This window comes from Amycolatopsis sp. cmx-4-54 (genome assembly GCF_046548895.1).
GTDB lineage: Bacteria > Actinomycetota > Actinomycetes > Mycobacteriales > Pseudonocardiaceae > Amycolatopsis.
Genome location: NZ_JAEBEJ010000003.1, coordinates 154,314 through 174,810, shown reverse-complemented (window position 1 = coordinate 174,810; position 20,497 = coordinate 154,314). Strand labels below are relative to the sequence as shown.

22 protein-coding genes are annotated in these 20,497 nt (G+C 68.3%); 12 read left to right on the top strand and 10 right to left on the bottom strand.

Going from position 1 to position 20,497, the window contains the following annotated elements:
* Positions 1 to 42: 42 nt before the first annotated feature.
* Positions 43 to 498 (top strand): cupin domain-containing protein, encoded by a 456-nt coding sequence (locus ACLJQ7_RS11020; protein WP_410648078.1) that lies wholly within the window; start codon positions 43 to 45, stop codon positions 496 to 498.
* Here ACLJQ7_RS11020 and ACLJQ7_RS11015 read toward each other — a convergent pair.
* A complete protein-coding gene (locus ACLJQ7_RS11015; protein ID WP_410648077.1) occupies positions 495 to 917 on the bottom strand; it encodes a hypothetical protein in 423 nt (140 codons plus the stop codon). The genes ACLJQ7_RS11020 and ACLJQ7_RS11015 overlap by 4 nt on opposite strands.
* Positions 918 to 1,650: 733 nt before the next feature.
* Here ACLJQ7_RS11015 and ACLJQ7_RS11010 point away from each other — a divergent pair.
* The 3 genes from ACLJQ7_RS11010 to ACLJQ7_RS11000 are packed head-to-tail and all read left to right on the top strand — an operon-like array spanning position 1,651 to position 4,706.
* On the top strand, positions 1,651 to 3,552 hold the full coding sequence (locus ACLJQ7_RS11010) for an ABC transporter ATP-binding protein (protein ID WP_410648076.1): 1,902 nt from the start codon (positions 1,651 to 1,653) through the stop codon (positions 3,550 to 3,552).
* A gap of 45 nt (positions 3,553 to 3,597) precedes the next feature.
* On the top strand, positions 3,598 to 3,789 hold the full coding sequence (locus tag ACLJQ7_RS11005) for a hypothetical protein (RefSeq protein ID WP_410648074.1): 192 nt from the start codon (positions 3,598 to 3,600) through the stop codon (positions 3,787 to 3,789).
* A gap of 32 nt (positions 3,790 to 3,821) precedes the next feature.
* On the top strand, positions 3,822 to 4,706 hold the full coding sequence (locus tag ACLJQ7_RS11000) for an alpha/beta fold hydrolase (protein ID WP_410648073.1): 885 nt from the start codon (positions 3,822 to 3,824) through the stop codon (positions 4,704 to 4,706).
* On the opposite strand, the gene ACLJQ7_RS10995 is transcribed toward ACLJQ7_RS11000, so the two are convergent.
* Entirely contained in the window at positions 4,687 to 5,448 is a 762-nt protein-coding gene (locus ACLJQ7_RS10995; RefSeq protein WP_410648072.1) for a 2-keto-4-pentenoate hydratase, read from the bottom strand. The two genes, ACLJQ7_RS11000 and ACLJQ7_RS10995, sit on opposite strands and share 20 nt — an antisense overlap.
* Complete coding sequence (locus tag ACLJQ7_RS10990; RefSeq protein ID WP_410648071.1) at positions 5,445 to 6,242, bottom strand: 2-keto-4-pentenoate hydratase; 798 nt, start codon at positions 6,240 to 6,242, stop codon at positions 5,445 to 5,447. Before ACLJQ7_RS10990 ends, ACLJQ7_RS10995 begins: the two co-directional genes overlap by 4 nt.
* A 130-nt stretch (positions 6,243 to 6,372) precedes the next feature.
* On the opposite strand from ACLJQ7_RS10990, the gene ACLJQ7_RS10985 reads away from it, so the two are divergent.
* The 4 genes from ACLJQ7_RS10985 to ACLJQ7_RS10970 all read left to right on the top strand — a co-directional run bounded on the left by ACLJQ7_RS10985 (position 6,373) and on the right by ACLJQ7_RS10970 (position 8,853).
* Positions 6,373 to 6,945 (top strand): hypothetical protein, encoded by a 573-nt coding sequence (locus ACLJQ7_RS10985; protein WP_410648070.1) that lies wholly within the window; start codon positions 6,373 to 6,375, stop codon positions 6,943 to 6,945.
* Positions 6,946 to 6,979: 34 nt separating this feature from the next.
* On the top strand, positions 6,980 to 7,387 hold the full coding sequence (locus tag ACLJQ7_RS10980; protein ID WP_410648069.1) for a CoA-binding protein: 408 nt from the start codon (positions 6,980 to 6,982) through the stop codon (positions 7,385 to 7,387).
* A 280-nt stretch (positions 7,388 to 7,667) separates the two neighbouring features.
* A complete protein-coding gene (locus ACLJQ7_RS10975) occupies positions 7,668 to 8,450 on the top strand; it encodes an IclR family transcriptional regulator (RefSeq protein ID WP_410648068.1) in 783 nt (260 codons plus the stop codon).
* 1 nt (position 8,451) lies between these two features.
* The gene (locus tag ACLJQ7_RS10970) at positions 8,452 to 8,853 is read left to right on the top strand and encodes an L-lactate permease (protein WP_410648067.1); all 402 of its coding nucleotides are present in this window, start codon (positions 8,452 to 8,454) and stop codon (positions 8,851 to 8,853) included.
* 35 nt (positions 8,854 to 8,888) lie between these two features.
* On the opposite strand, the gene ACLJQ7_RS10965 is transcribed toward ACLJQ7_RS10970, so the two are convergent.
* The gene (locus tag ACLJQ7_RS10965) at positions 8,889 to 9,185 is read right to left on the bottom strand and encodes a GNAT family N-acetyltransferase (RefSeq protein WP_410648066.1); all 297 of its coding nucleotides are present in this window, start codon (positions 9,183 to 9,185) and stop codon (positions 8,889 to 8,891) included.
* 149 nt (positions 9,186 to 9,334) lie between these two features.
* Here ACLJQ7_RS10965 and ACLJQ7_RS10960 point away from each other — a divergent pair, with 149 nt between their 5' ends.
* Together ACLJQ7_RS10960 and ACLJQ7_RS10955 are read left to right on the top strand one after the other, a co-directional pair.
* Positions 9,335 to 10,207 carry a nuclease gene (locus ACLJQ7_RS10960; protein ID WP_410648065.1) on the top strand — a complete coding sequence of 291 codons (873 nt, stop codon included), beginning with the start codon at positions 9,335 to 9,337 and terminating at the stop codon, positions 10,205 to 10,207.
* A 76-nt stretch (positions 10,208 to 10,283) separates the two neighbouring features.
* Positions 10,284 to 10,724: a sigma factor-like helix-turn-helix DNA-binding protein gene (locus ACLJQ7_RS10955; protein WP_410648064.1), complete on the top strand. Its 441-nt coding sequence runs from the start codon at positions 10,284 to 10,286 to the stop codon at positions 10,722 to 10,724.
* 57 nt (positions 10,725 to 10,781) lie between these two features.
* Here the strand turns inward: ACLJQ7_RS10955 and ACLJQ7_RS10950 are convergent, their stop codons facing one another.
* Both ACLJQ7_RS10950 and ACLJQ7_RS10945 read right to left on the bottom strand, forming a co-directional pair.
* Positions 10,782 to 12,056 carry an RNA polymerase sigma factor gene (locus tag ACLJQ7_RS10950; RefSeq protein WP_410648063.1) on the bottom strand — a complete coding sequence of 425 codons (1,275 nt, stop codon included), beginning with the start codon at positions 12,054 to 12,056 and terminating at the stop codon, positions 10,782 to 10,784.
* A 40-nt stretch (positions 12,057 to 12,096) separates the two neighbouring features.
* Positions 12,097 to 12,513, bottom strand: coding sequence for a YciI family protein (locus tag ACLJQ7_RS10945; RefSeq protein WP_410648062.1), 417 nt, complete (start codon positions 12,511 to 12,513; stop codon positions 12,097 to 12,099).
* 151 nt (positions 12,514 to 12,664) lie between these two features.
* Between ACLJQ7_RS10945 and ACLJQ7_RS10940 the strand changes: the two genes are divergently transcribed.
* Positions 12,665 to 13,654 carry a small ribosomal subunit Rsm22 family protein gene (locus tag ACLJQ7_RS10940; protein ID WP_410648061.1) on the top strand — a complete coding sequence of 330 codons (990 nt, stop codon included), beginning with the start codon at positions 12,665 to 12,667 and terminating at the stop codon, positions 13,652 to 13,654.
* On the opposite strand, the gene ACLJQ7_RS10935 is transcribed toward ACLJQ7_RS10940, so the two are convergent.
* Both ACLJQ7_RS10935 and ACLJQ7_RS10930 read right to left on the bottom strand, forming a co-directional pair.
* Positions 13,636 to 14,550, bottom strand: coding sequence for a LysR family transcriptional regulator (locus tag ACLJQ7_RS10935; RefSeq protein WP_410648060.1), 915 nt, complete (start codon positions 14,548 to 14,550; stop codon positions 13,636 to 13,638). The genes ACLJQ7_RS10940 and ACLJQ7_RS10935 overlap by 19 nt on opposite strands.
* 670 nt (positions 14,551 to 15,220) lie before the next feature.
* Positions 15,221 to 15,841, bottom strand: coding sequence for a sigma-70 family RNA polymerase sigma factor (locus tag ACLJQ7_RS10930; RefSeq protein ID WP_410648059.1), 621 nt, complete (start codon positions 15,839 to 15,841; stop codon positions 15,221 to 15,223).
* A 305-nt stretch (positions 15,842 to 16,146) separates the two neighbouring features.
* Between ACLJQ7_RS10930 and ACLJQ7_RS10925 the strand changes: the two genes are divergently transcribed.
* Complete coding sequence (locus tag ACLJQ7_RS10925) at positions 16,147 to 17,334, top strand: beta-1,3-glucanase family protein (RefSeq protein WP_410648058.1); 1,188 nt, start codon at positions 16,147 to 16,149, stop codon at positions 17,332 to 17,334.
* A gap of 114 nt (positions 17,335 to 17,448) precedes the next feature.
* On the opposite strand, the gene ACLJQ7_RS10920 is transcribed toward ACLJQ7_RS10925, so the two are convergent.
* A complete protein-coding gene (locus ACLJQ7_RS10920) occupies positions 17,449 to 19,608 on the bottom strand; it encodes a terpene synthase family protein (protein ID WP_410648056.1) in 2,160 nt (719 codons plus the stop codon).
* Positions 19,609 to 19,713: 105 nt separating this feature from the next.
* Positions 19,714 to 20,493, bottom strand: coding sequence for a DUF3800 domain-containing protein (locus ACLJQ7_RS10915; RefSeq protein WP_410648055.1), 780 nt, complete (start codon positions 20,491 to 20,493; stop codon positions 19,714 to 19,716).
* Between the last annotated feature and the right edge of the window lie 4 nt (positions 20,494 to 20,497).

The following is a 20,497-nucleotide window of genomic DNA, read 5'->3' as shown; positions in this document are numbered from 1 at the left end:
AAGTGGAAACGGAGTCCGTTTCCGAATGAAGGAGAGCATAGCATGTCGAAGGACCGATTCCTCCTGCTCAAACCCGGTGAGGCGCGCCCTGGCCGGGTGCGGCTGCCGCCCGCGTTCAGCGTCAAGGCGATGACCGAGGACACCGAGACGAGGTTCTCGTTGCTCGAGGTCACCGTCGCCATGGACATCCCGCGGCACGTGCATCACGAGGCCGACGAATGCATCTACGTCCTCGAAGGTGAACTCCGGATCGATTTCGACCACGAGAGCCACATCGCGACGAAGGGCACCTTCGCCCTGCTGCCGCGCGGCGTCCCCCACGCCCTACGCCGCGTCTCCGAGCCGCCCCGCGTTCTGCAGATTTCCTCCCCCGGCGGCTGGGAGCACTATCTGGAGGACCTGATCGAGGCAGGCCCGGCCGTCTTCAGCGACGGCCACCTCGATCCGGCGAAGATCAACAAGGTCGCCGCGCCGCACGGCATCACTTATGCCGGTTAGACCGTGCGCACGGGCACCCGGTTGAGTTTCGTCGCCGCCCAGGTCACGAAGACCCACAACGCGAGCGCCGAAGCCGTGTCGGTGTAGATCGTGGCGAACCAGAAGGCCGGGATCTGCGGCACGGCGACCAGGAAATGGCCGAGGCTCGCGAGGCCGGACAGCGAATAGACCATCAGGAACGCGAGCGCGCGCCAATAACGTCCGCGCAGGTAGTCGCGGTAGCCGAGCACGCCGAAGACGGTGAACAGGACGTACGCGACGACGACCAAGGTGGCGGCCATGCCCACCGAGACCCCCTCGACCTGCGGGTAGTCCGCGGCCCTGAGCACGTTGTGCGCGTAGTGCAGCGTGGTGGACAGCAGCGTGAAGGCGAGGATCAGCCGTAACGCGGTGAGTCCCCGGTCTCGAAGAGTTTCCATGTGCGCCCCCTTGCGACTTGATAGATCGCTCTAGCGAGAGAGTAGCCCATGGCGGGCGGGAGATGAAGGGACCTTTGCTACCGCTCGGCGTGACCGGGCGGACGACTGGTGGGCCGGGCCGGTGGGAGCGGGGGACCTTTGGTGCCGCTCGGACGACCGGTGGGCCGGGCCGGTGGGAGCGAGGGACCTTTGCTACCGCTTGGCGTGACCGGGCCGACGACTGGTGGGTGTGTGGAAATAGAGACGTTGAGTGTCCCTATTTCCACACACCTCTCACCCTGCGTAACGGCGGTGACCGACCGTGTGGGTTTGGTGCGTTGGATGCCTCGGAACCCACACAGTCACCTGAGGGAGCAAGGGACCTTTGCTACCGCTCAGCGCGACCCGGCCGACGACCAGAGGTTTGGAGATAGGGACGTTGAGTGTCCCTATCGCCACACACCCGCGTAGCGACCCTGACCGACCGTGTGGATTTTGGGACGTCAGATGTCCCAAAACCCACACGGTCACCTGAGAACTGAGCGTCGCGTGCGGGAGCAAGGGACCTTTGCTACCGCCTGTGCCCGGCGTAGCCCCCGGGCGCAGGTTGCGAAAGCCACTTTCGCAACGCTGAAGGTTGCGAAAGTGGCTTTCGCAACGCGCTCCGCAATCGAAGCCCAGTGACACATCAGAAAAAACCACCGCACCCCTTCGGCTCTCAAAAATGTCGGTGGGTGCGCGTAGACAAGGACGAGTGCCCGAACCGACCGTGCCCCTGATCGGGGTCGAGAACGTGAAAATGCCCGATTGGGCCACGCCCGACGAGACCGTGGCCGACGCGGGGATGGTCCAGGCCATCCGCGCGCTCCCGTCCGCCGTGGCGATCGTGCTGCGGCTGGCCTGGCGGACGTCACCGCGGCTGACCCTGCTCGCCGGCGTCGTCCACCTGCTTTCGGGCTGTGTCACGGCGTTCGGGCTGCTGGCCACGGCGAACGTGTTCATCGCGTTGCTGGAGAACGGGCCGACGCCGGAAAGGGTGCTGCAATCGCTGCCCGCGCTGCTGATCGTCGTCGGCACGTACGCCTTGCGCGCCCTGCTCGACACCGCGGTGGCCGCGGTCGAGGGCACGCTCCGGCCGCGGGTCGTGACCTCGGCGGGCGACGAGGTCACCGCCGCGATGGTCAGGGTCCGGTTGCTGGCCTTCAAGGACGCCGATTTCCGGGAGCTGGCCAGGCAGGGCGCGCGGGACGGGGTCCGGTCGATCGAGATGAGCCTGCGCTGGATCGCGGATCTGACGTCGGCGCTGATCTCGTTGAGTGCCGCGCTGGTGGCGGCGGGCCTGCTGAATCCGTGGCTCGCGCCGGTACTGCTGCTCGCGGCGACCGCCGACGGCTGGGCGGCGGCCAAGGTCGCGCGGCTGAACTACCGGCACTATCTCGACACCGTCGGCCGGAACATCCGGAAGAGGATCGTCGAAGAGGTGGCCACCTGGCGCACCTTCGCCCTCGAACGGCACGCGCTCACGCTGCAGGAGCCGCTGCTCCGGGAGTACCGGCGGATCACCGAAAGCCTGATGCGCGAAGAGGTCCGGCTCGCGCATCGCAGCAACATGGTCCGCCTGACCGGGCGCGCGGCGGCCGGGGTGGGCACCGCGATCGCGTATCTGGTGCTCGGTCTCCTGCTCTACACCGGCCGGATGGAGCTCGCCCTCGCCGGAACGGCCGCGCTCGCCATGCGGACGGCGTCGAATTCGCTGTCCATCACGATGCACGCGGTGAACTCCCTGTACGAGGAGTCGTTCTACATCGCCTTCTTCCACCGGCTGCTGGTGGAATCCGGCAAACGCGGCCCGGTGAAGGGCGGGGTCGCCGCTCCACCGGATCCGGCGGAGATCCGGCTGGAGAACGTCGGTTTCACCTATCCCGGTCAGGAGAACCCCGCGCTGCGCGAGGTTTCGCTGACCATCCGGCGCGGCGAGGTGATCGCCCTCGTCGGGGAGAACGGTTCGGGCAAGACCACGCTGGGCAAGCTGCTCACCGGGCTCTATCCGCCTTCGGAGGGAAAGGTGTACTGGGACGACGTCGATCTCGCCGGCGCCGATCACGAGTCGGTGCACGCCAACATCGCCGTCATCGCCCAGGACCCGGCCGAATGGCCGATGACGGCGGAGCACAACGTGACCGTCGGCAGGCTCGGCCGGGAAGACCCGGAGCGCGCCGCGTGGCACGACGCGATCATCTCCTCCGGCGCCGACGAAGTGATCGAATCCTTGCCCGCCAAGGAGAGAACGGTGCTGTCCAAGAAGTTCAACGATGGGCAGGACCTTTCGGGCGGGCAGTGGCAGCGGATGGGCATCGCCCGCGGGATCTACCGCGACGCCGCCGTCCTGGTCGCCGACGAGCCGACGGCGGCACTCGACGCGAAGGCGGAGGCCCGGGTCTTCGCGGGGCTGAGGCACGCGAGCGTTTCCGGGGCGGGCAGGCGCACGACGATCCTGGTGACCCATCGGCTGGCCAACATCCGCTCCGCGGACCGCATCCTGGTGCTGGAGAAGGGACGACTGATCGAGCAAGGCACGCACGCCGAGCTCATCGAGGAAGGAGGCCTCTACCACGAGCTTTACGAAATCCAGGCTCGCGCGTATCGCGGCGAATGAGTGGGTAACCGGTGGATGGAACGACCCCGATCCAGCGGAGGAACCATGTCCGACCAGGAAGACCGCGAAGCGGCCGACGGCCCGAGCCCGGCCGACGCGTCCGAAGAGGCCGTCCAGCTCAGCAAGCCCGACGGCGGCGAACCGGGCGACACCGAGCCGGAAGAGATCGCCGAGGACGCGGGCACGCAGCGAACCGCCGGGCCGGAGAGCCAAGCCGTCCACATCGAGGACGCGTAGCCGTTTCCGCCTTGGGCGGTCACACTGTCCTGATGCCGGAGAAGATCGCCGATGTGAACGGCGTCCAGCTGTGCCACGAGACGTTCGGAGCGCCGGATGGCAGGCCGTTGCTGATGATCATGGGTTTGGCGTCGCAGATGATCTGGTGGGACGACGAACTCTGCGAGAACCTCGCGGCCGAGAGGTTCTTCGTCATCCGCTACGACAACCGGGACGCCGGCCGGTCCAGCCGGATGTCCGGCCGCGCGAACCTGCCGCTCGCGTACACCCTGCGCACCGCGCCGTACTCGCTGGCGGACATGGCGGGTGACGCCGCCGGTCTGCTGACCGCGCTCGGTGTCGAGAGCGCACACGTCGTGGGCGCGTCGATGGGCGGGATGGTCGCGCAGACGCTGGCCATCGAGTATCCGTCGCGGGTGCGGTCGCTGACGTCGATCATGTCGACCACCGGCAACCGGTTCGTCGGGCGGCCGAGCGCCAAGGCGATGGCGATGCTGCTGACGGCGCCTCCTCGCGGCCGCGAGGAGTACGTCGATTCGCTGGTGCGCACCTTCCGCGTCATCGGGTCGCCCGGTTACCCCTTCGACGAGGCGCGGATGCGTGAGCGCGCGGAGCGGTCCTTCGATCGCGGCGTCAACCCCGGCGGGACCGCGCGGCAGCTGGCGGCGATCGTTTCGAGCCGGGATCGCTTCCGCGCGTTGCGGAGACTCGAAGTGCCCGCACTGGTCGTGCACGGTTCGAAGGATCCGCTCGTCCACGTTTCCGGCGGCCGGGCGACGGCCCGCGCGCTGCGGAAGTCCGAAGTGGACATCGTCCCCGGGATGGGACACGACCTCCCGCGCGCGATCTGGCCTCGGCTGACCCGCGGTCTGGTCCGGACGGCCGACCGCGCCGACGTCAAGACCCGGCGAGCGTGATCGAGCCCAGATGCGAGAAATGCGCCGCCACCCGTGAACCCGGGCGCACGTCGACGGCGTCGGTCATCCCGCCGGTGAGCACGATCCAGCCCGGCTCCAGCGCGAGCCCGCGAGCGCCGAGGGTGTTGGCCGCGAGCGACAGCGCTTCCGCCGGATGCCCCTGCACGGCCGCACCCGTGGCGGTGTCGACGATCGCGCCGTCGACCTCCAGAAGCGCCGCCTCCAGCGAAAGGTCTACTGTGGACGGATCGATGCCGGCCGGGCCCAGCGTGAAGTACGCGGAGAAACCGTTGTCCGCCACGACGTCCGGCAGCTTGCCCCGGTAGTCACGGAAGCGGCTGTCGACGATCTCGATGCCGCCGTGGACCCGGGCCACCGCCGCCATCGCGGTCGCCGCGGTCACCCCCGGGCCCGCGAGCCGGTTGCCCAGCACGAAGACCAGCTCGGGCTCCGCACGCGGGTGGATCAGCGACGGCACCGGGACACCGGCGGGCAGCACCATCGCGTCGGTGAGCCACGCGAGCAACGGCGAGTCGATCCCCATCCGCTGCTGCATCGCCCGCGAGGTCAGGCCCAGCTTGACGCCGATCAGCGTCTCGCCGCGCTCCAGCCTGAGCCGGAGCGCCTCGTCCTGGATCGCATAAGCGGTATCGACGTCCAAAGCGGGCCACGTATCCGTCAAGGGCTCGCGTTCTTCCCCGGACAGCAGCGCTTCCGCCGCCTCCCGCACGCCAAGGCTCACGGCCGTTCCTCCCCGGAGAATTTCGCGGTGACACTGCCGAGCCCCGCCATCGTCGCGACGACGGTGTCGCCGGGGCTCACCGGGATCGCCCGGGTCATCGAACCCGGCAGTACGACGTGCCCCGGTTCGAGCGCGACCCCGAGCGGTCCGACCGTGTTCGCGAGCCACACCAGCGCGTTCACCGGCGAGCCGAGCACCGCGCCGCCCGCCCCGGTCGCCGCGATCTCGCCGTTCTGGTGCAGGACGCAGCCCACCAGCCGCAGGTCGATGTCGCCGATCGCGGTCGGCCTGCTGCCGAGGACGACCCCGCCCGAGGACGCGTTGTCCGCGATCGTGTCGACGATGCTGATCTTCCAGTCCTGGATGCGGGAATCGACGATCTCCAGCGCCGGCACGACGAAGTCCACCGCCCGCAGCGCGTCCGCCACCGTGACGCCGGGGCCGCGCAGCCGCGAGCCGAGCACGAACGCGATCTCCGGCTCGATCCTCGGCTGGAGAAATCCGCCGATCGGGATCGGCTGGTGTTCGAGGTGGAACATCGAGGCGGTCAGATGGCCGTAGTCGGGCTGGTCGACGCCCATCTGCCGCTGCATGGCGGCGGACGCGAGACCGACCTTGTGCCCGCGCACCTCGTCGCCGCGTTCAGCCCAGTGGCGGACGAGCCGCTGCTGGATGCGGTACGCGTCCTCCAGGGTCGCGGCGGGATAGGACTCGATGAGGGGCGCGATCGGCTTGCCGGTCTCGTACGCGCTGAGCAGCGCGGCCGCGGCCTCCTGCAGCGTGCTGGCGTCCATGGGCTCCTTCCGACAGCCGAACTCTGCCCCGTCGCCGGTGCCCGCACAAGACGCCCGTTCCACTGGCCGGTACGAAGAGATTAGGCCGAAAGGGCCTCCCACGCCCCCGATCATGACCTAGCCTGCTCCCATGTCGGATTGGGCGCTCTCACGGGCGAAGGCCAGGATCGACCGTCGCGAAGAGCTCGACGAGCTCACCGCGCGCATCCGCTACGAGGTGCGGGTGCACCTCAACGAGCCCACCGCGCACAACGCCTACGACGAGCTGACCGACATCTTCGCCATCGGGCACGCGGAGTGTTCGGCGTTGCTGAAGCATCGCCGTGTCCTGCCGCTGTGGGAGCGGCTGCTGCTCCAGCGCTACACCCGGCGTCTCTACGGCAAGGCGGTCTCGGCGACGGTCGGTGACCTTCCCGCCGACGCGGGGCCCGCGCCCGCGGCCGCGTTCGGCCCGGAGATCGCCTCCCTGACCCCGGATTCCGGTGACACGGGGGCGAAATTCGACCTGCAGGGCCGCGGCCTGGTCAACGTCTTCCGGATCGCCGCCGGAAGGCACGGCGAGAACTGGCCGGACCGCCACGACGTCGCGACGACGTCCGCGCGCAGCGTGCTCACCTGCTCCGCGGCCTTCCTGCGCCGCCGCGCCTGGCATGTCGTCTGGCCGGTGTACCGGGTGCGCGGACTGCGGCTCTGGAAGCTTTAGGAATGCGCGGCCGCCCGCCGTCGTTGGACCCGGTATGACCGATCGCGCCACCGAAATCCTCGCCGGATCGAAGACGATCGCCGTCGTGGGGCTGAGCCGCGATCCGGCCAAGGCCTCGCACGGGGTCGCCGCCGTGCTGCAGGCACACGGGTTCCGGATCATTCCCGTCCATCCCACGGCCGACGAGCTGCTGGGCGAGAAGGCCTACCGCTCGCTCACCGACATCCCGGAGCCCGTCGACCTGGTCGACGTCTTCCGGCCGTCCGAGGACACCCCGCCGATCGCGGAACAGGCCGTCGCGATCGGCGCGAAGGCGCTCTGGCTGCAGCAAGGCATCGTCTCCGCCGAGTCCCGCCGGATCGCCGAAGAAGGCGGGCTCGCTTACGTCGAAGACCGCTGCACCGCCGTCGTCCGAGCGGTCGCGAATCTGTCTGTGCGTTAGAAACGCACTTCGCCCCGAACCCCCGTCGCGATTTTCCGGCGGGGGTTCGTTCATATCCGTGAACAAAAGAATGACCTTTGAAGTCATACACCGATTCGGATCCGCCGAACGGATTGGTCCAAACCGGTGATCTTGACCAGAGACCCCCGAACTGGGAAAACTTGTCCGGTCGACAGTTTGTTAAGAAACCTTCCCAATGATCCGGTGAACTGTTAACGTCCGAATCCGCTTAGCGGAAACAGGTGCCGTCCATCGGTACCCCGGTCCAACGGAGGGCGAAGTGGGCACACCACGCGGCCTGGATTCCAGTGGCACACTCGAGCGCGGGCTCGCGGTTCTCGAGCATGTCGGCCAGAACCAGGAGATTTCCACCAACGCGATCGCACGAGCTCTGGGTCTTTCCCGGAGCGCCGCGTACCGCATCGTCGGCACCCTCAAGAACCTCGAATACCTCGAAGCCGATCGCGCCACCGGCCGCGTGCGGCTCGGCACCCGGCTGGTCGAACTCGGCGCCCGCGCGATGGCGGCGACCGACCTCCACCGCTGTGCGCCGCGCTATCTCGCGTCGCTCGCCGAACGCAGCGGCGAGACGACGTATCTCGCCGTCCCGGACAACGACACGATGGTCTACGTCGCCACCGAACGCAGCGCCAACGCCGTCACCCTCGCCTGCCGTCTCGGCACCCGCCGTCCGCAGCACGCGACGTCGCTGGGCAAGGCGTGGCTGGCGGCACTGCCCGAACAGGACCGCGTCGAACGTATCCGCCGGATGAAACTCGACAGTCTCACGCTCAAGACGATCAACGATCCGGCCCGGCTCCTCGACGACCTGGCCAGGACCAGCCGACGCGGCTGGGCGGTGGACGACGTCGAGAACGAGCCGGACGTGGGCTGCGTGGCCGCCGCCGTCCGCGACCACACCGGACGGCCGATCGCCGCGATCAGCATCGCGGGCCCCGCCGGCCGGGTGCTCCGCCGCACCGACGAACTGGGCGCGACGGTGGCGGGTACCGCGGCCGCGCTGTCGCTCCGGCTGGGTTACGTCCGCGCGCAACGGGGCTGAGGTGGGCTGGGTCGGGATTCCTGATGGGTGCGAAACCGCGGCTGCTGCTGGCGGCCACCGGCGTGTTGTTCCGTTGTTCTCCGCCTACATCGGCCGGCTGGGCGTCTTCCTCACTCAGCAACCGCACGTCGACCCGATCCTCGCCGGTGCCACGAACACCTCCGGCGGCGTGCTGGGCAAGATGATCTCGCCGCAGAACCTGTCCATCGGCGCCACCGCGATTCGGACGGTCCGGACAGGAGGGCGCGCTGCTGCGGCAGACCTTCCTGTGGTCGGTCCTGCTGACCGCCGTGGTCGGCTGTATCGCGTTGCTGCAGGCAACCGTGCTGGACTTCATGATCCCGAGCCCGTGAGGTGGACGAGGCCCGCCTCGGTGGGCCGGAAACCGCAGGCGCCGAAGTAGAAGGGTTTCAGCCCGGGAACGAAGTCGACGTGCAGTCACTCGCAGCCCGCCGCTCGCGCGTGGGTCACGGCCGACGCCACGACAGCCGTGGCGATCCCGCGGCGCTGGTGCGTCCCCCGCGTCTTGGTGTCGAGCAGGAAGGCGTGGTCCCCGCCGTCCCAGGCGACATTGACGAAGCCCACCAGGACACCGTCTTCCTCTCGGGCGGCGACCCAGCCGAGGCTGTGCCGCCGGATACGGTCCCACCAGCCCGGCTCGGGTTCGCCACCGTGTGAACGGACGAGATCGCACATCTCGTCGTCGGAGATCGGGTCACGCCAGACGCGGTCCATCCGGCCAGCATCGCCTGCGCGATCCTTTCGCGCGAATGAATTCCGCGGCACCGGGAATGTCCACAATGGTCATCCGATCTTTACCGGTCATTGGGCTGGATGGATGAACGTCAGGTTCTTTCCCCGGAATGGGAACTACCGTTGTCCTCATGCCCATGACGCTGATCAAAGGTACGTTCCAGCTCGTCGGAGCCTCACCGGACGGCGATTCGGTACGGTTTTATCCCGACGATCCCCAGGCGACCAAGAAGGCGGGCCTGAAGGTCCGGCTCAATTCGCGGGGCGGGATGCAGCTGCGACTGGACGCGATCGACGCGCTCGAAACGCATTACCAGGCCAGGGGAACCGGCGGGATGTGGCATCAGCCCGCGGAATTCGCGGACGCCGCCGGGGCGAACCTGCTGAAGGCCCTCGGCTTCAAGACGGTCGAACGCGATGAACGGGGAACGGTCACTTCGTCGAGACCGATCAAGGTACCGGGTCACATACTGACGCGATTCGCCGACAAATACGGACGGGCGGTGGCCTTCGCCTTTCCCGGACAACGACCCGGACGGTCGGCGGACCTTTCCAAGGTCCATCTCGACGTCAAAACGCTGAAGAACTCCGCGAACTACCGGCAGGTCGCGGACGGGCTCGTCTATCCGACATTCTATTCACTGCTTTACCCCGATCTGCGTGACGCCTTGGCCGAAGCGGCGATCAAAGCGCGTCAGGACGGGCTCGGGCTGTGGCCTCAGGACGTCACGAACTCCGGGTTCAAGCTCTCGTCGCGGCGGCAGCTGGCCGACGAACTGGTGATCCTGCCGAAACTGTTCCGCAGGCTCGTCGACTATCTCGCGCTCGACGAAAGCGGCGGCGTCTCGCTGAGCGGCTTCTCCGACTTCCTCGATTCCCGCAACGACCGCTTGTTCACCGTCCCGGACGGGCACGCGACGGAATTCGAGACCTTGGTGAGCGTGAAGCGGCAGACCGTGAGCCTGACGACCGAGCCCGAGCGGATCGTCTTCATCGAGGCCTGAACCGTCCGTGTCGGCAAAAAGACCGTACCTCCCTCCCCCTTCGCCGTGCTCATCTGAAAGGTGGGAGAGGGAGCCGATGCGAGGACACGGTTCACGACGGCCGGAGGAGGCCGACGGGCGGATGGAGACGGCTTCGAAACTCGTCGATGCCATCCGCGTCCTGGTCGTGCGCTACTGCCGGGCGCGGATCGGCCGCCGTTCGGGTACCTACGACATCGCCGACGCGATCGCGAAGGACAGCTGCCGCGAGATCTTCGCCGGGGCGGCCGGCACTCCCGCGCTGCTCAGGTTCGCCTACGACGTCACGCACGGCCTCGTGGACGACTTCCACCGGACCGCCGCCGAGCTGCCGAACCCGCTTTCGGGGCTGCCGGGCCAGCAGCGCGAGATCATGGTGCTGCGGTCGCTGGTCGGGCTTTCCGCCGACGACACCGCGCTGGCGCTCGGCTGCTCCGTCCAGGCCGTCCGGCTGGGTCAGCACCGCGCGCTGAGCGCCCTGCGCCCCACCCCCGCCTGACGCGTTTAGTCCTCTGGATGCGGTGGGTTCGCACTACGCACTACCGCATCCAGAGGACTAAACGCGAGGGGTGCACTCCGCGGCCCGGTTCAGCAGCAGGGTGCGCTCGCGGTCGTTCCCGGTCATCTCGGCCGCGCGCTCGAACTCGGCGCGAGCCTCGTCGAGGCGCCCGAGCTTCGACAGGAAGTCGCCGCGCACACTCGGCAGCAGGTGATACGACTTCAGCGCGGGCTCCGCCGTCAGCTTGTCGACGACTTCGAGCCCCGCCTCCGGCCCGACGGCCATCGACAGCGCCACGGCCCGGTTCAGTTCGATCACCGGCGACGGGTTCAGCTTCCCGAGCCCTTCGTACAGGACGGCGATACGCGCCCAGTCGGTCTCGTCGCCCGTTCCCGCCCGCGCGTGACAGGCGGCGATGGCGGCCTGCGCCGCGTAGACGCCGAAAGCGCCGTCCGCGAGCGACTCGGCGAGCTCCAGCGCGGCGAGACCGCGGCCGATCAGGAGCCGGTTCCATTTCGTCCGGTCCTGGTCCATCAGCAGCACGGGTTCGCCGTTCGGCCCGACACGCGCGGCGGACCGCGACGCCTGGATTTCCATCAGCGCGACGAGCCCGTGCACCTCGGGTTCCTTCGGCATCAGCCCGGCCAGGATCCGGCCGAGCCGCAGCGCCTCTTCGCACAGCGCCGGGCGCATCCAGTCTTCGCCGGCCGTCGCCGAATAACCCTCGTTGAAGATCAGGTAGATGACCTCGAGCACCGACGACAGGCGCGCGACCCGGTCCTCGCCCTCGGGCACCTCGAACGGCACCTTGGCGTCGCCGAGCGTCTTCTTCGCCCGGACGATCCGCTGCGCGATGGCGGTCTCCTTGGCGAGGAACGCCCGCGCGATCTCGTGCGTCTGGAGCCCGCCGATCATCTTCAGCGTCAGCGCCACCCTGGCCTCGGTGGACAGCACCGGGTGACAGGCGGTGAACACCAGCCGCAGCAGATCGTCCTCGATATGGTCGTCGAGTCCCGCGGTGAAGTCGGGATCCTCCTCGAACTCCTGCTCGCGGCCGATCTCGCCGAGCTTCTTCTCGTACCGCTCGTTGCGCCGGAAGGTGTCGACGGCGCGGCGTTTCGCCGTGGTCATGAGCCAGGCGCCCGGATTCCTCGGGACGCCCGACTCGGGCCATTGTTCGAGCGCGGCGACCAGCGCGTCCTGCGCCAGTTCCTCCGCTAGTCCGACGTCGCGCGTCATCCGCGCGAGGCCGGCGATGAGGCGGGCCGATTCGATCCGCCACACCGCGTCGATCGCCGAACGGGGGTCTGCTGTTGCCGTCACGCCGACCAATCAACATCGTCGGCGCGACGACCGCAACCCTGGCCGCGGCCTAGTTACCCTCGGCCTGCTCCCGCAGCTTCCGCTCGTGCTGGACGATCTCCGGGGTCGCGTTGTCGAAATCCTCCAGCTCCGCGATCCGGCGGATCTCGATCTCGCCCTCGCGGAACGGCGCGCGCTTCATCCATTCGACGACTTCGGCCCTGTCCTTCACCTGCAGGATCCAGAAACCCGCGATGAGTTCCTTGCTCTCGGCGAAGGGCCCGTCGACGACCCTGGCCTCGGTGGTGCCGGAGTACTGGATGCGGAATCCCTCGGCGCTGGGCAGCAGGCCTTCACCCGCGAGCATGACGCCGGCCTTCACCAGTTCCTCGTTGAACTTCCCCATCTCCTGCAGGTCCTCGGCGCTCGGCTGCGCACCGGCCACGTCGGACTTCTCGTCGCTCTTGACAATCACCATGAACCGCATCTGAGGTCTCCGTTCCCGGCGGGGCTCGTCCCTGCCACATCTACGCGTCGATCGGGCACCCCGGGTTTCGACACGGTCCCCGAACTTTTTCCGCGGTCATTCGAGCAGCCGGAAAACCGCAGGTCAAGCGCCCATGAGAGAATGACCCCTCGTGGCCGCACTCCCCGAGACCCTCCGCTCCGCCCTCGACGAAGAGCTGGGCAAGTACCCGCAGAACAGGCTGACGCAGTCCGTCGAGCGGCTCAGCACGCGCTACCGTGAGAACAACCCCGCGAGCGCGCCCATCCTCTCTTCCGAGGTCGACATCGCGGCGTACGCGGGCTACCGGATGCCTGCCACGTACGCGGCCGTACACGCCGTTCTCGCCGAAGCGGCCCTCCGCGCTCCCGGGTTCGCTCCCCGGACGCAGATCGACGTCGGCGGCGGGACCGGTGCCGCGATCTGGGCGGCGGCCGACGTGTGGCCGTCGCTGGAGGAGAGCACCGTCGTCGAACAGGTCCCGGGCGCGATCGCGCTGGGGCGGCGGCTCGCGGGGAGCGCCCGGGAAAAGGCCGTCCGGGGATCGACCTGGCGACGCGGGCTGATCGACCCGGACGCGCCCGCGCCGGAGGCCGATCTGGTGACCCTCTCCTATGTGCTCGGTGAGCTGCCCGAAGGCCGCCGGACCGACACTGTCCGCTGGCTGTCGGCGAAGGCCGGGATGCTCGTCCTGATCGAACCCGGCACCCCCGCCGGCTACGAACGGATCGTCGAAGCGCGGGATCAGCTCGTCGAACTCGGGCTCTCCCTGGTCGCGCCCTGTCCGCACGAGGGCGAGTGCCCGATCCCGCGCGGCAAGGACTGGTGCCATTTCTCCGCACGCCTCCCGCGCACCGGCCTGCACCGCCAGCTCAAGTCCGCGACGCTCGGCTTCGAGGACGAGAAGTTCTCCTACGTCGTCGCGTCGCGCACGGCACCGGAACGCGCCGAAGCCCGTATCCTGCGGCATCCGGCCAAACGCAAGGGCATGGTCGGCCTCTCCCTCTGCGCCGGAGCCGGGCTCACCGAAACGATCGTCACCAAACGGCACGGCACGGCCTACCGAGCCGCCCGTGACGCCGAATGGGGCGACGCCTGGCCCACTCAGTCCACAGTGGACTGACGGCCGCGCCGCACCTGGTTGCCGACGGCGGCGAGCAACGCGCCGAGCGCCGGATTGTCGTTGCCCCGCCGCCACATCAGTTCGAGTTCGACCGGACGGTTCTCGACACCGTCCACCGGACGGAGCACCACTCCCTCGAAGCGCGACGCGGCGGCCGCGGCCGGAACCAGCGCGACCCCGAGTTCCGCCTTCACCAGCGCGAGCACCGTATGCACCTGACAGGGGTATTGCGTGTACTCCGGCAGCACGCGGGCGGCGCGGAAGACCGCCACGACCAGGTCGTGGAAGTAGCGGCCCTCCGACGGCGAGTACATGATGAACGGCTCCCCGTCGAAGTCGCGGACATCGGGATTCTTCTTGCGCCGCGCCAAAGGGTGCGTCGACGGCAACGCCGCCAGCAGCGGCTCCCGCCACAGCGACAGGGTCACGATGTCGGCTCCCGTGACCGGCGGCCGGATCATGCCGAGATCGATCCCACCCGACAGCAACTCCTCCACCTGCGCCGCCGTCACCATTTCCCGCAGCACGAGATCGACGCCGGGCACCTCGGCGTTCGCCACCGCGATGACCCGCTCGAGGTACGAGTACGCCGCCGTGGCGGTGAAACCGAGCGTGACGACCCCGGCCTCGCCCTTCTTCGCCCGCCGGGCGTACAGCGTCGCCTCTTGGGCCGAACGAAGGATCTTCCTTGCCTCGGCGAGAAAAACCCGTCCGGCCGGGGTCAGCCGGACGGCGCGGTGCGTCCGGTCGAAAAGCTCGACCCCCAGTTCGCGTTCCAGCAACTGGATCCGCCTGCTCAACGGTGGCTGGGTCATCGAGAGCCGCTCCGCCGCCCGGCCGTAGTGCAGTTCCTCGGCCACCGCGACGAAACTCACCAGCTGCTCCAGGGAAAACACCCAGCCAGTCTAGGTATCGCCGAAGGGCGGACAAGCGCCGAATCGGTATCGTTCAGCGGGGATTTCCCTGTGCGGCCGATGAACCCGGCCGCCACGGAGTGGATCTTGCGATTGTTGCTCCGCGCGTAGGCGCGCGATACGCCGAACGCGTCGCCCACCGAAAAACGAAGGATTTCGGCGAGAACGCGAGAACTTCGGCCGGGTTCCGCCCACGCGCGCGCGTCCGCATGTCAACAGATCGAGGCCTAGGCGAGCACTTCTCCGTAAATGACGCAAGCGTGTTCGATCGAGACCGACGAATCGTTTTCCGAAGCAAGAAAACACATCTTCGCTCAGATCGAAGCGGCGCGATCCTGCCGTCGAATCCCCAGGGTGTGCCTCCCGGCGTTGCCCGATTGACGGACGGGCCCGCCGGGGTCAAGGGCGAACTGCGCACGATTTGCCGCGCACCGGGACCATTCTCCCTCTTTCGGTGACGAATCACTCGGTCCCAATGGTCCGTTCGGCCGGTTCCGGTTCACCGGTCCACGCCTAGGGTGGAATCCGAGACCGTTCGTCCCGGCCCCCGGCAACGGCACTCGTCGGCGAGCTCTGGAGGGGCCATGTGTGTTCGCATTCTCGAAACCCGCGCCAAACGGGGAAATCCGTTTGTCCGGCTGTTGATCCGCATTCAGCTCAAGGCGTCCTGGCGCTGAGCGCAGGCACGCAGCCTGCTGATCGCGCGGTGTTTGGTCACCCGCACCCGTGACGACGTCGTCCCGAGCGCCGCCGCGGTCTCGTTCGACGTCAGCTCGCCGATCACGCGCATTCCCAGCACCTCCCGGTGGGAGATCGGCAGCGTCCGCATCAGCCTGCCGAGCCGGAGGCCGAGGTCGGTCCGCAGGGCACGTTGCTCGGGTTCCTCGGCGGCCCCCGCCGGACGTTCGGGGAGTTCGCCGGTCAGCACCTGCTTGTTCCGCGCGGCCTTCCGGAAGACGTCGGCGACCTTGTTCGCCGCGATGGCACGCAGGAGGAACAGGAAGGAGCCGCCGCGGCGGCCGTATCCGGGGACCGCGACGAAGACCGCGAGGCAGATCTCCTGCGCCACGTCGGCCGGTTCGAGATAGGTCAGCTCATGGCCACCGAGGCGGGTTTCGGCGTACTGCCGTGCCCACGGCACGAGGGCGGCCATGAGGTCGTCCATGGCGTTCGGCTCGCCGTCCACCGCGGCCTTGGCGAGGCCGTCCCAGCAGGCGGGGGAAATCCACGTCTCACCGCCGCCGGTTCTTCGCATCGGAAACTCGTCGCTCATGTCCCGCTCCCCACGGATGAGAAAACCCGGCCGCCGGGGTCCAGGACGGAACCCGGCCAACGGTAGTCGAGGATTCCGGCCACCTCAATCGACGAAAGGCCCGCGACAAATTGTCCGGCCCGGTGGAAAACCGGACAGATTCCCACCAATGGTCTGGACATCTCGGCGGCCGGCGACGTAACTTCCCGTGCTGAGACCCCTCGCCAAGGTCACGCCAAGGCCGGGAACGCGCCCCCGGCCGACATCCGCAAGCACCGCCGCGGCGCGTCCACGCTCCGCGGCGGGATTCCGCCGAGGAGTGAACTGTGCGCATCCGCAAGAAGATCCGGCGCGTTTTGACCGTGTTGGCGGTCACCCTCCCCCTGGTCACCGGAGTATCGGCGCTTTCGGCACCCACCGCGGTCGCCGCCGGCCCCGATCCGCTGCCACTGACCGTCACCAACAACTCGAACCGCTCCGACGCGGTCCACCTCTACGTGCTCGGCACGAACCTCAACACCGGGAAACTCGGTTACGTCAACGCCGGCGGCACCTTCACCCCGTGGCCGCCGGGCGCGAACCCGCCGAGCCCCGCGCCGGACGTCTCGATCGCGGGCCCCGGCAACGGCGGCTCGACCACGCTGCGGATCCCGCGGATGCTCTCGGGCCGCGTCTACATGTCGTTCGGGCAGAAGATCAAGTTCTTCCTGACGCCGGACGGGCTGGTGCAGCCGGCGCCGTGGGCCGACGGCGACCCGAACCGGGACATCCTGTTCGACTGGAGCGAATTCACCTACGACAACGGCGGGCTGTTCATCAACAGCTCGCAGGTCGACATGTTCAGCGTGCCGCACGCCGTCGGGCTCACCAACGGGGCGGGGACGAACAAGGAGGCCGGACGGCTCAAGGCGGGTGGCCGCGAAGCCATCTTCAACGCCGTCCAGGGACAGTCCGGTTTCTCGAACCTGGTGCGCGACCGGCTGCGGGTCCTCGCACCGGGCAAGGGTCTCGACACCGGCAAGTTCAGCGGGACCTACCTCGACGGCTACGTCACGAGCGCCTGGAACACCTACAAGTCGACACCGCTGACCGTGGTCCCGTTCGAGGCCGAACCCGGCAAGAAGTTCACCGGCCGGGCCGGCGGGGACGACGTCCTGCGCTTCACCGACACTTCGGGCGCGACGGTGGCGTCGTTCAGCAAGCCGAGCACCCGTGACGTCTTCAACTGCGACGGACGGCTGCACGCGCCGAACGACCAGGTCGTCGGCCCGATCGCGCGAACGCTGTGCGCGGCGCTGCACCGCTCGACCCTCGGCACCCTGCACACCCAGCCGACGTACGACGCGGGCCAGTTCTACAAACAGTCCGTGACCGACCACTACTCGCGGATCGTGCACGAGCAGATGGTCGACGGGAAGGCGTACGGGTTCGCCTTCGACGACGTCGGGCACTTCGAGTCACTGGTGCACGACGGGGACCCGCGGACCGCGCGGATCGTTCTCACCGCGTTCTAGGAGCCGGGTGAAGGGGTTTTTCCCGCCCTGCTCGACGTTGCGAAAGCCACTTTCACAACACCCAACGTTGCGAAAGTGGCTTTCGCAACACCCCCACCACCAGCGGACCAACACCTACCGCGCCCCGCTCCCGATCCGCCAGGCCGACATGCCGATCCCGCTCGGCACACGCGAGAACGACGGCGGCTCGGGAGTGCGGGCGCGTTCCAGTTCCCCCGGCATGTACCGCACGCATTTCCGGTGCCATTCCAGGATTCCGGCCATCCAGTCCTTGAGGTGGTCCGCGTACCCGGTCAGCGCCGCGCGGACGTCGTCGCCGAGCCCGAGGTCGTCGCACATCCGCGGCAGGCCCTCGCTGTCGAGTTGCTCGAACTGCTCCAGCCGCGCGTTCATCAGCCGGGCGGCGATGTCGCGGGCCTCGATCCGGTCCACCTCCAGGAACCGTTCGACGACGTACACGAGGTTGTGCACCTCGCCCTCGTACTCGATCTCCTTCTGGTACGAGAACAGGTCGTTGGCGAACGCCGCGTAGTCCTGCGCCGCGGTGTCGAGTTCGGACAGCACGCGGTTCAGGAAGAGTTCCGGCGGCAGGACGTCGCCGAGTTCGAGGAGCGCGAGGCTCTTCGTCAGGTCGGAGCCGAACGTCCGCCGCCGCATCTCCACGTAGTCGACCGGGTCGGGGACCCGGTTCTGCGCCTGGTTCCCCACCTCCCACACCCAGCTCGCGGTCATGCTCTCGACCGCCCGCCGGAACTCCGCCCGCCCGTGCGGGGTCAGCGGTCCGGCGGTGCGGTCCCACAGGTTCGCGAGGCCTCGCTCGACCGGGTTCGACGGCTCCGGCGCCGGCTCACCGTCGAGCGGCATGAACAAGGAAAGCCGGTCACTGCAGAGTTTCGCGGCGATCGCGTCCCGTTTCGCGCCGAAGACCAGAGGGAAGTAGTCGTCGCCGTAGGTGCCCCAGGCGAGCCAGTCGGTCGACAGCTTCAGCCGTTCGAGGTCCGCGTCCGCGTCGATCATCGCGGCGCAGTGCGCCAGATCGATGCCGAGATACCGGCGCTCGTCCCAGACCCCGTCGTCGAGCATCCCCATCTCGCGCGCCCAGCCCGGCCCGTACTCGCGGGCGGCGGCGAGGTGGGGGCTGGTGCGCACGGGATACGGCATGCGAAATTCCGGCAGGGGCAGCTGTCCGGCCTTCGCGAACGGCGGGGGCGCCTGCTGCCGCACCCGCTGGACGAGCCCCAGCCGGTTCGGCGAAAGCCCCTTCGGCCCGCTCGCGTTCTCGTTCATGTACCGGCTCGACCTCGTATGCCATTCATGCCCGCCGGACTGCCAATCCTGCAGTCCTTTGACGTAAAGGCCGACGGCGATCTGCTCGGCCAGCGAAACGTCCCGTTCGGCCAGCAGCGCGGGCACCTCGACGAGCGCGGTGTTCTCGAACTGCTGCAACCGCGAGGTCAGCAGGTCGTTGGTCAGCTCGGCGGTCTCCTGCGTCGGACGATCGAGGAACTTCTCGAAGACGAGGACCGCGTTGGAGTTCTCCCCCTCTTCGCGCACTTCTCGTTGGTAGGAAAAGAGATCGTTGCGAAGGTGGACGGCGTCGGCGAACGTGTCGCGCAGGACCTCCATCGGCCTGGTCGCCGCGATCGCGTCCGGCACTTCGGCGCCGACGGCGTACTCGATGAGGTTCGCCGACCACGGCGCGCCGCCGACACGACGACGCATCTGGACGTATTCGATGGGGTTCGCGATCCGGCCGCGGTCGATGTTGTCCAATTCCCAGAGCGATTCGACCATCAGGTTGTGCGTACTGGTGACGAAACGCCGCCGCCAGGCCTCCGACATCGAGGGAATGGTGCGTGCCCAAAGATCCTCGAGCCCGGCTTCGGCGGGATTCCCCGGCTCCGGTGACGTTTCCCCCGGCCCGGTCATGAACAGCTCCAGCCGGTCGAGATAAGCCTTCGCACCCTCGGTGTTCCGGGTGTACTTGAATTGCGCGAGGAAATCGTCGTCGAAGAAGAACACCCACACGTACCAGTCCGTGACCAGATCGAGGGACGGGCCGTCACAGTCCGGATGGGTGTGCGCGCAGAGCAGCGCGTAGTCCATTTTCGCCAGTGCCTGTTCGGTCCAGACGACATCGCCGGATGGCGACGGTGAATCGAGCATCCCCATTCGCCTCGCCCAGGCCATACTGTGTGTCCGCGCCGCTTCGAGGTGCGGATTCATCCTGGCCGGATGCGGCACGTAGAACTCGGGCAAGGTGAAAGCCTGCATCTGCGAGTGCCTCCCGGGCCGGTGTCGGATCCGTTCCGACATTTCCAGTCCGCCACCGCACGGGGCAACCGTCCACCCGAGCGATTCGGTGTGCCACGGAGTGAATCAGGACCAGAGGGACGCCTGATCGACATACGGCGCGAGCAATCCGGTCAAGATCCGGTCGCCGTTCCCGTTCAATTCGTCCTCGGCGATCCGGCGGGCGACACCGACCAGGAAATCGGCGGCCTGCACCCGCGGATCCGTCCGTGAATCCACGAACTTCACCCCGGCCAATCCCGGACTCGCTTCGATCCGGGCGAGCCGGTCCCCTTTGAGCGACGGTTGTTCGTCGTGGACGAGGAAGACCTGCTCCCCGCCCTCGCTCCAGTGTTCGACGGCGCGGAAGATCGCGGGCACCAGCGGATCGAGGGCCTTGGCGTCACGTGCCGCGGCGATCTTCGCCCGCAGTTCCGCGGTGTCCCCGACCATCGCGAAGAACGACCCCGCCGCCGGATCCCGCCGGTTCCTGGCCCGCAGCACGTCGTTGAACGCGGCGAGAAGCTCGTCGTCCGGCCGGATCCCCGGCCCGGCGAGTGCGCGCAGTTCGTTCGCCAGCAGCCGCTTCTTGTCCACGAGGTACACGTGCGCTCGCCCGTGGACCGGGCCGAGCGGCCCGAGGAACCATTCGAGGACCCGCCGGTGTTTCGTCCGGAGAAGATGGTTCGCCTTGTACTCGACGGCAGGTGAACGGATCCTTCGCCGCAGTTCGACCAGGCAGGCGGCGGCTTCTTCGAGACTCAGCCGGACCCCCGCGTGCGCGAACACGTCGGTCCGCCCGCAGATCAGCTTCTCGCCCTCGGATCCGGACTCGTCGCAGGCGATCTCCAGGGGCACGCTGCGCATCGTG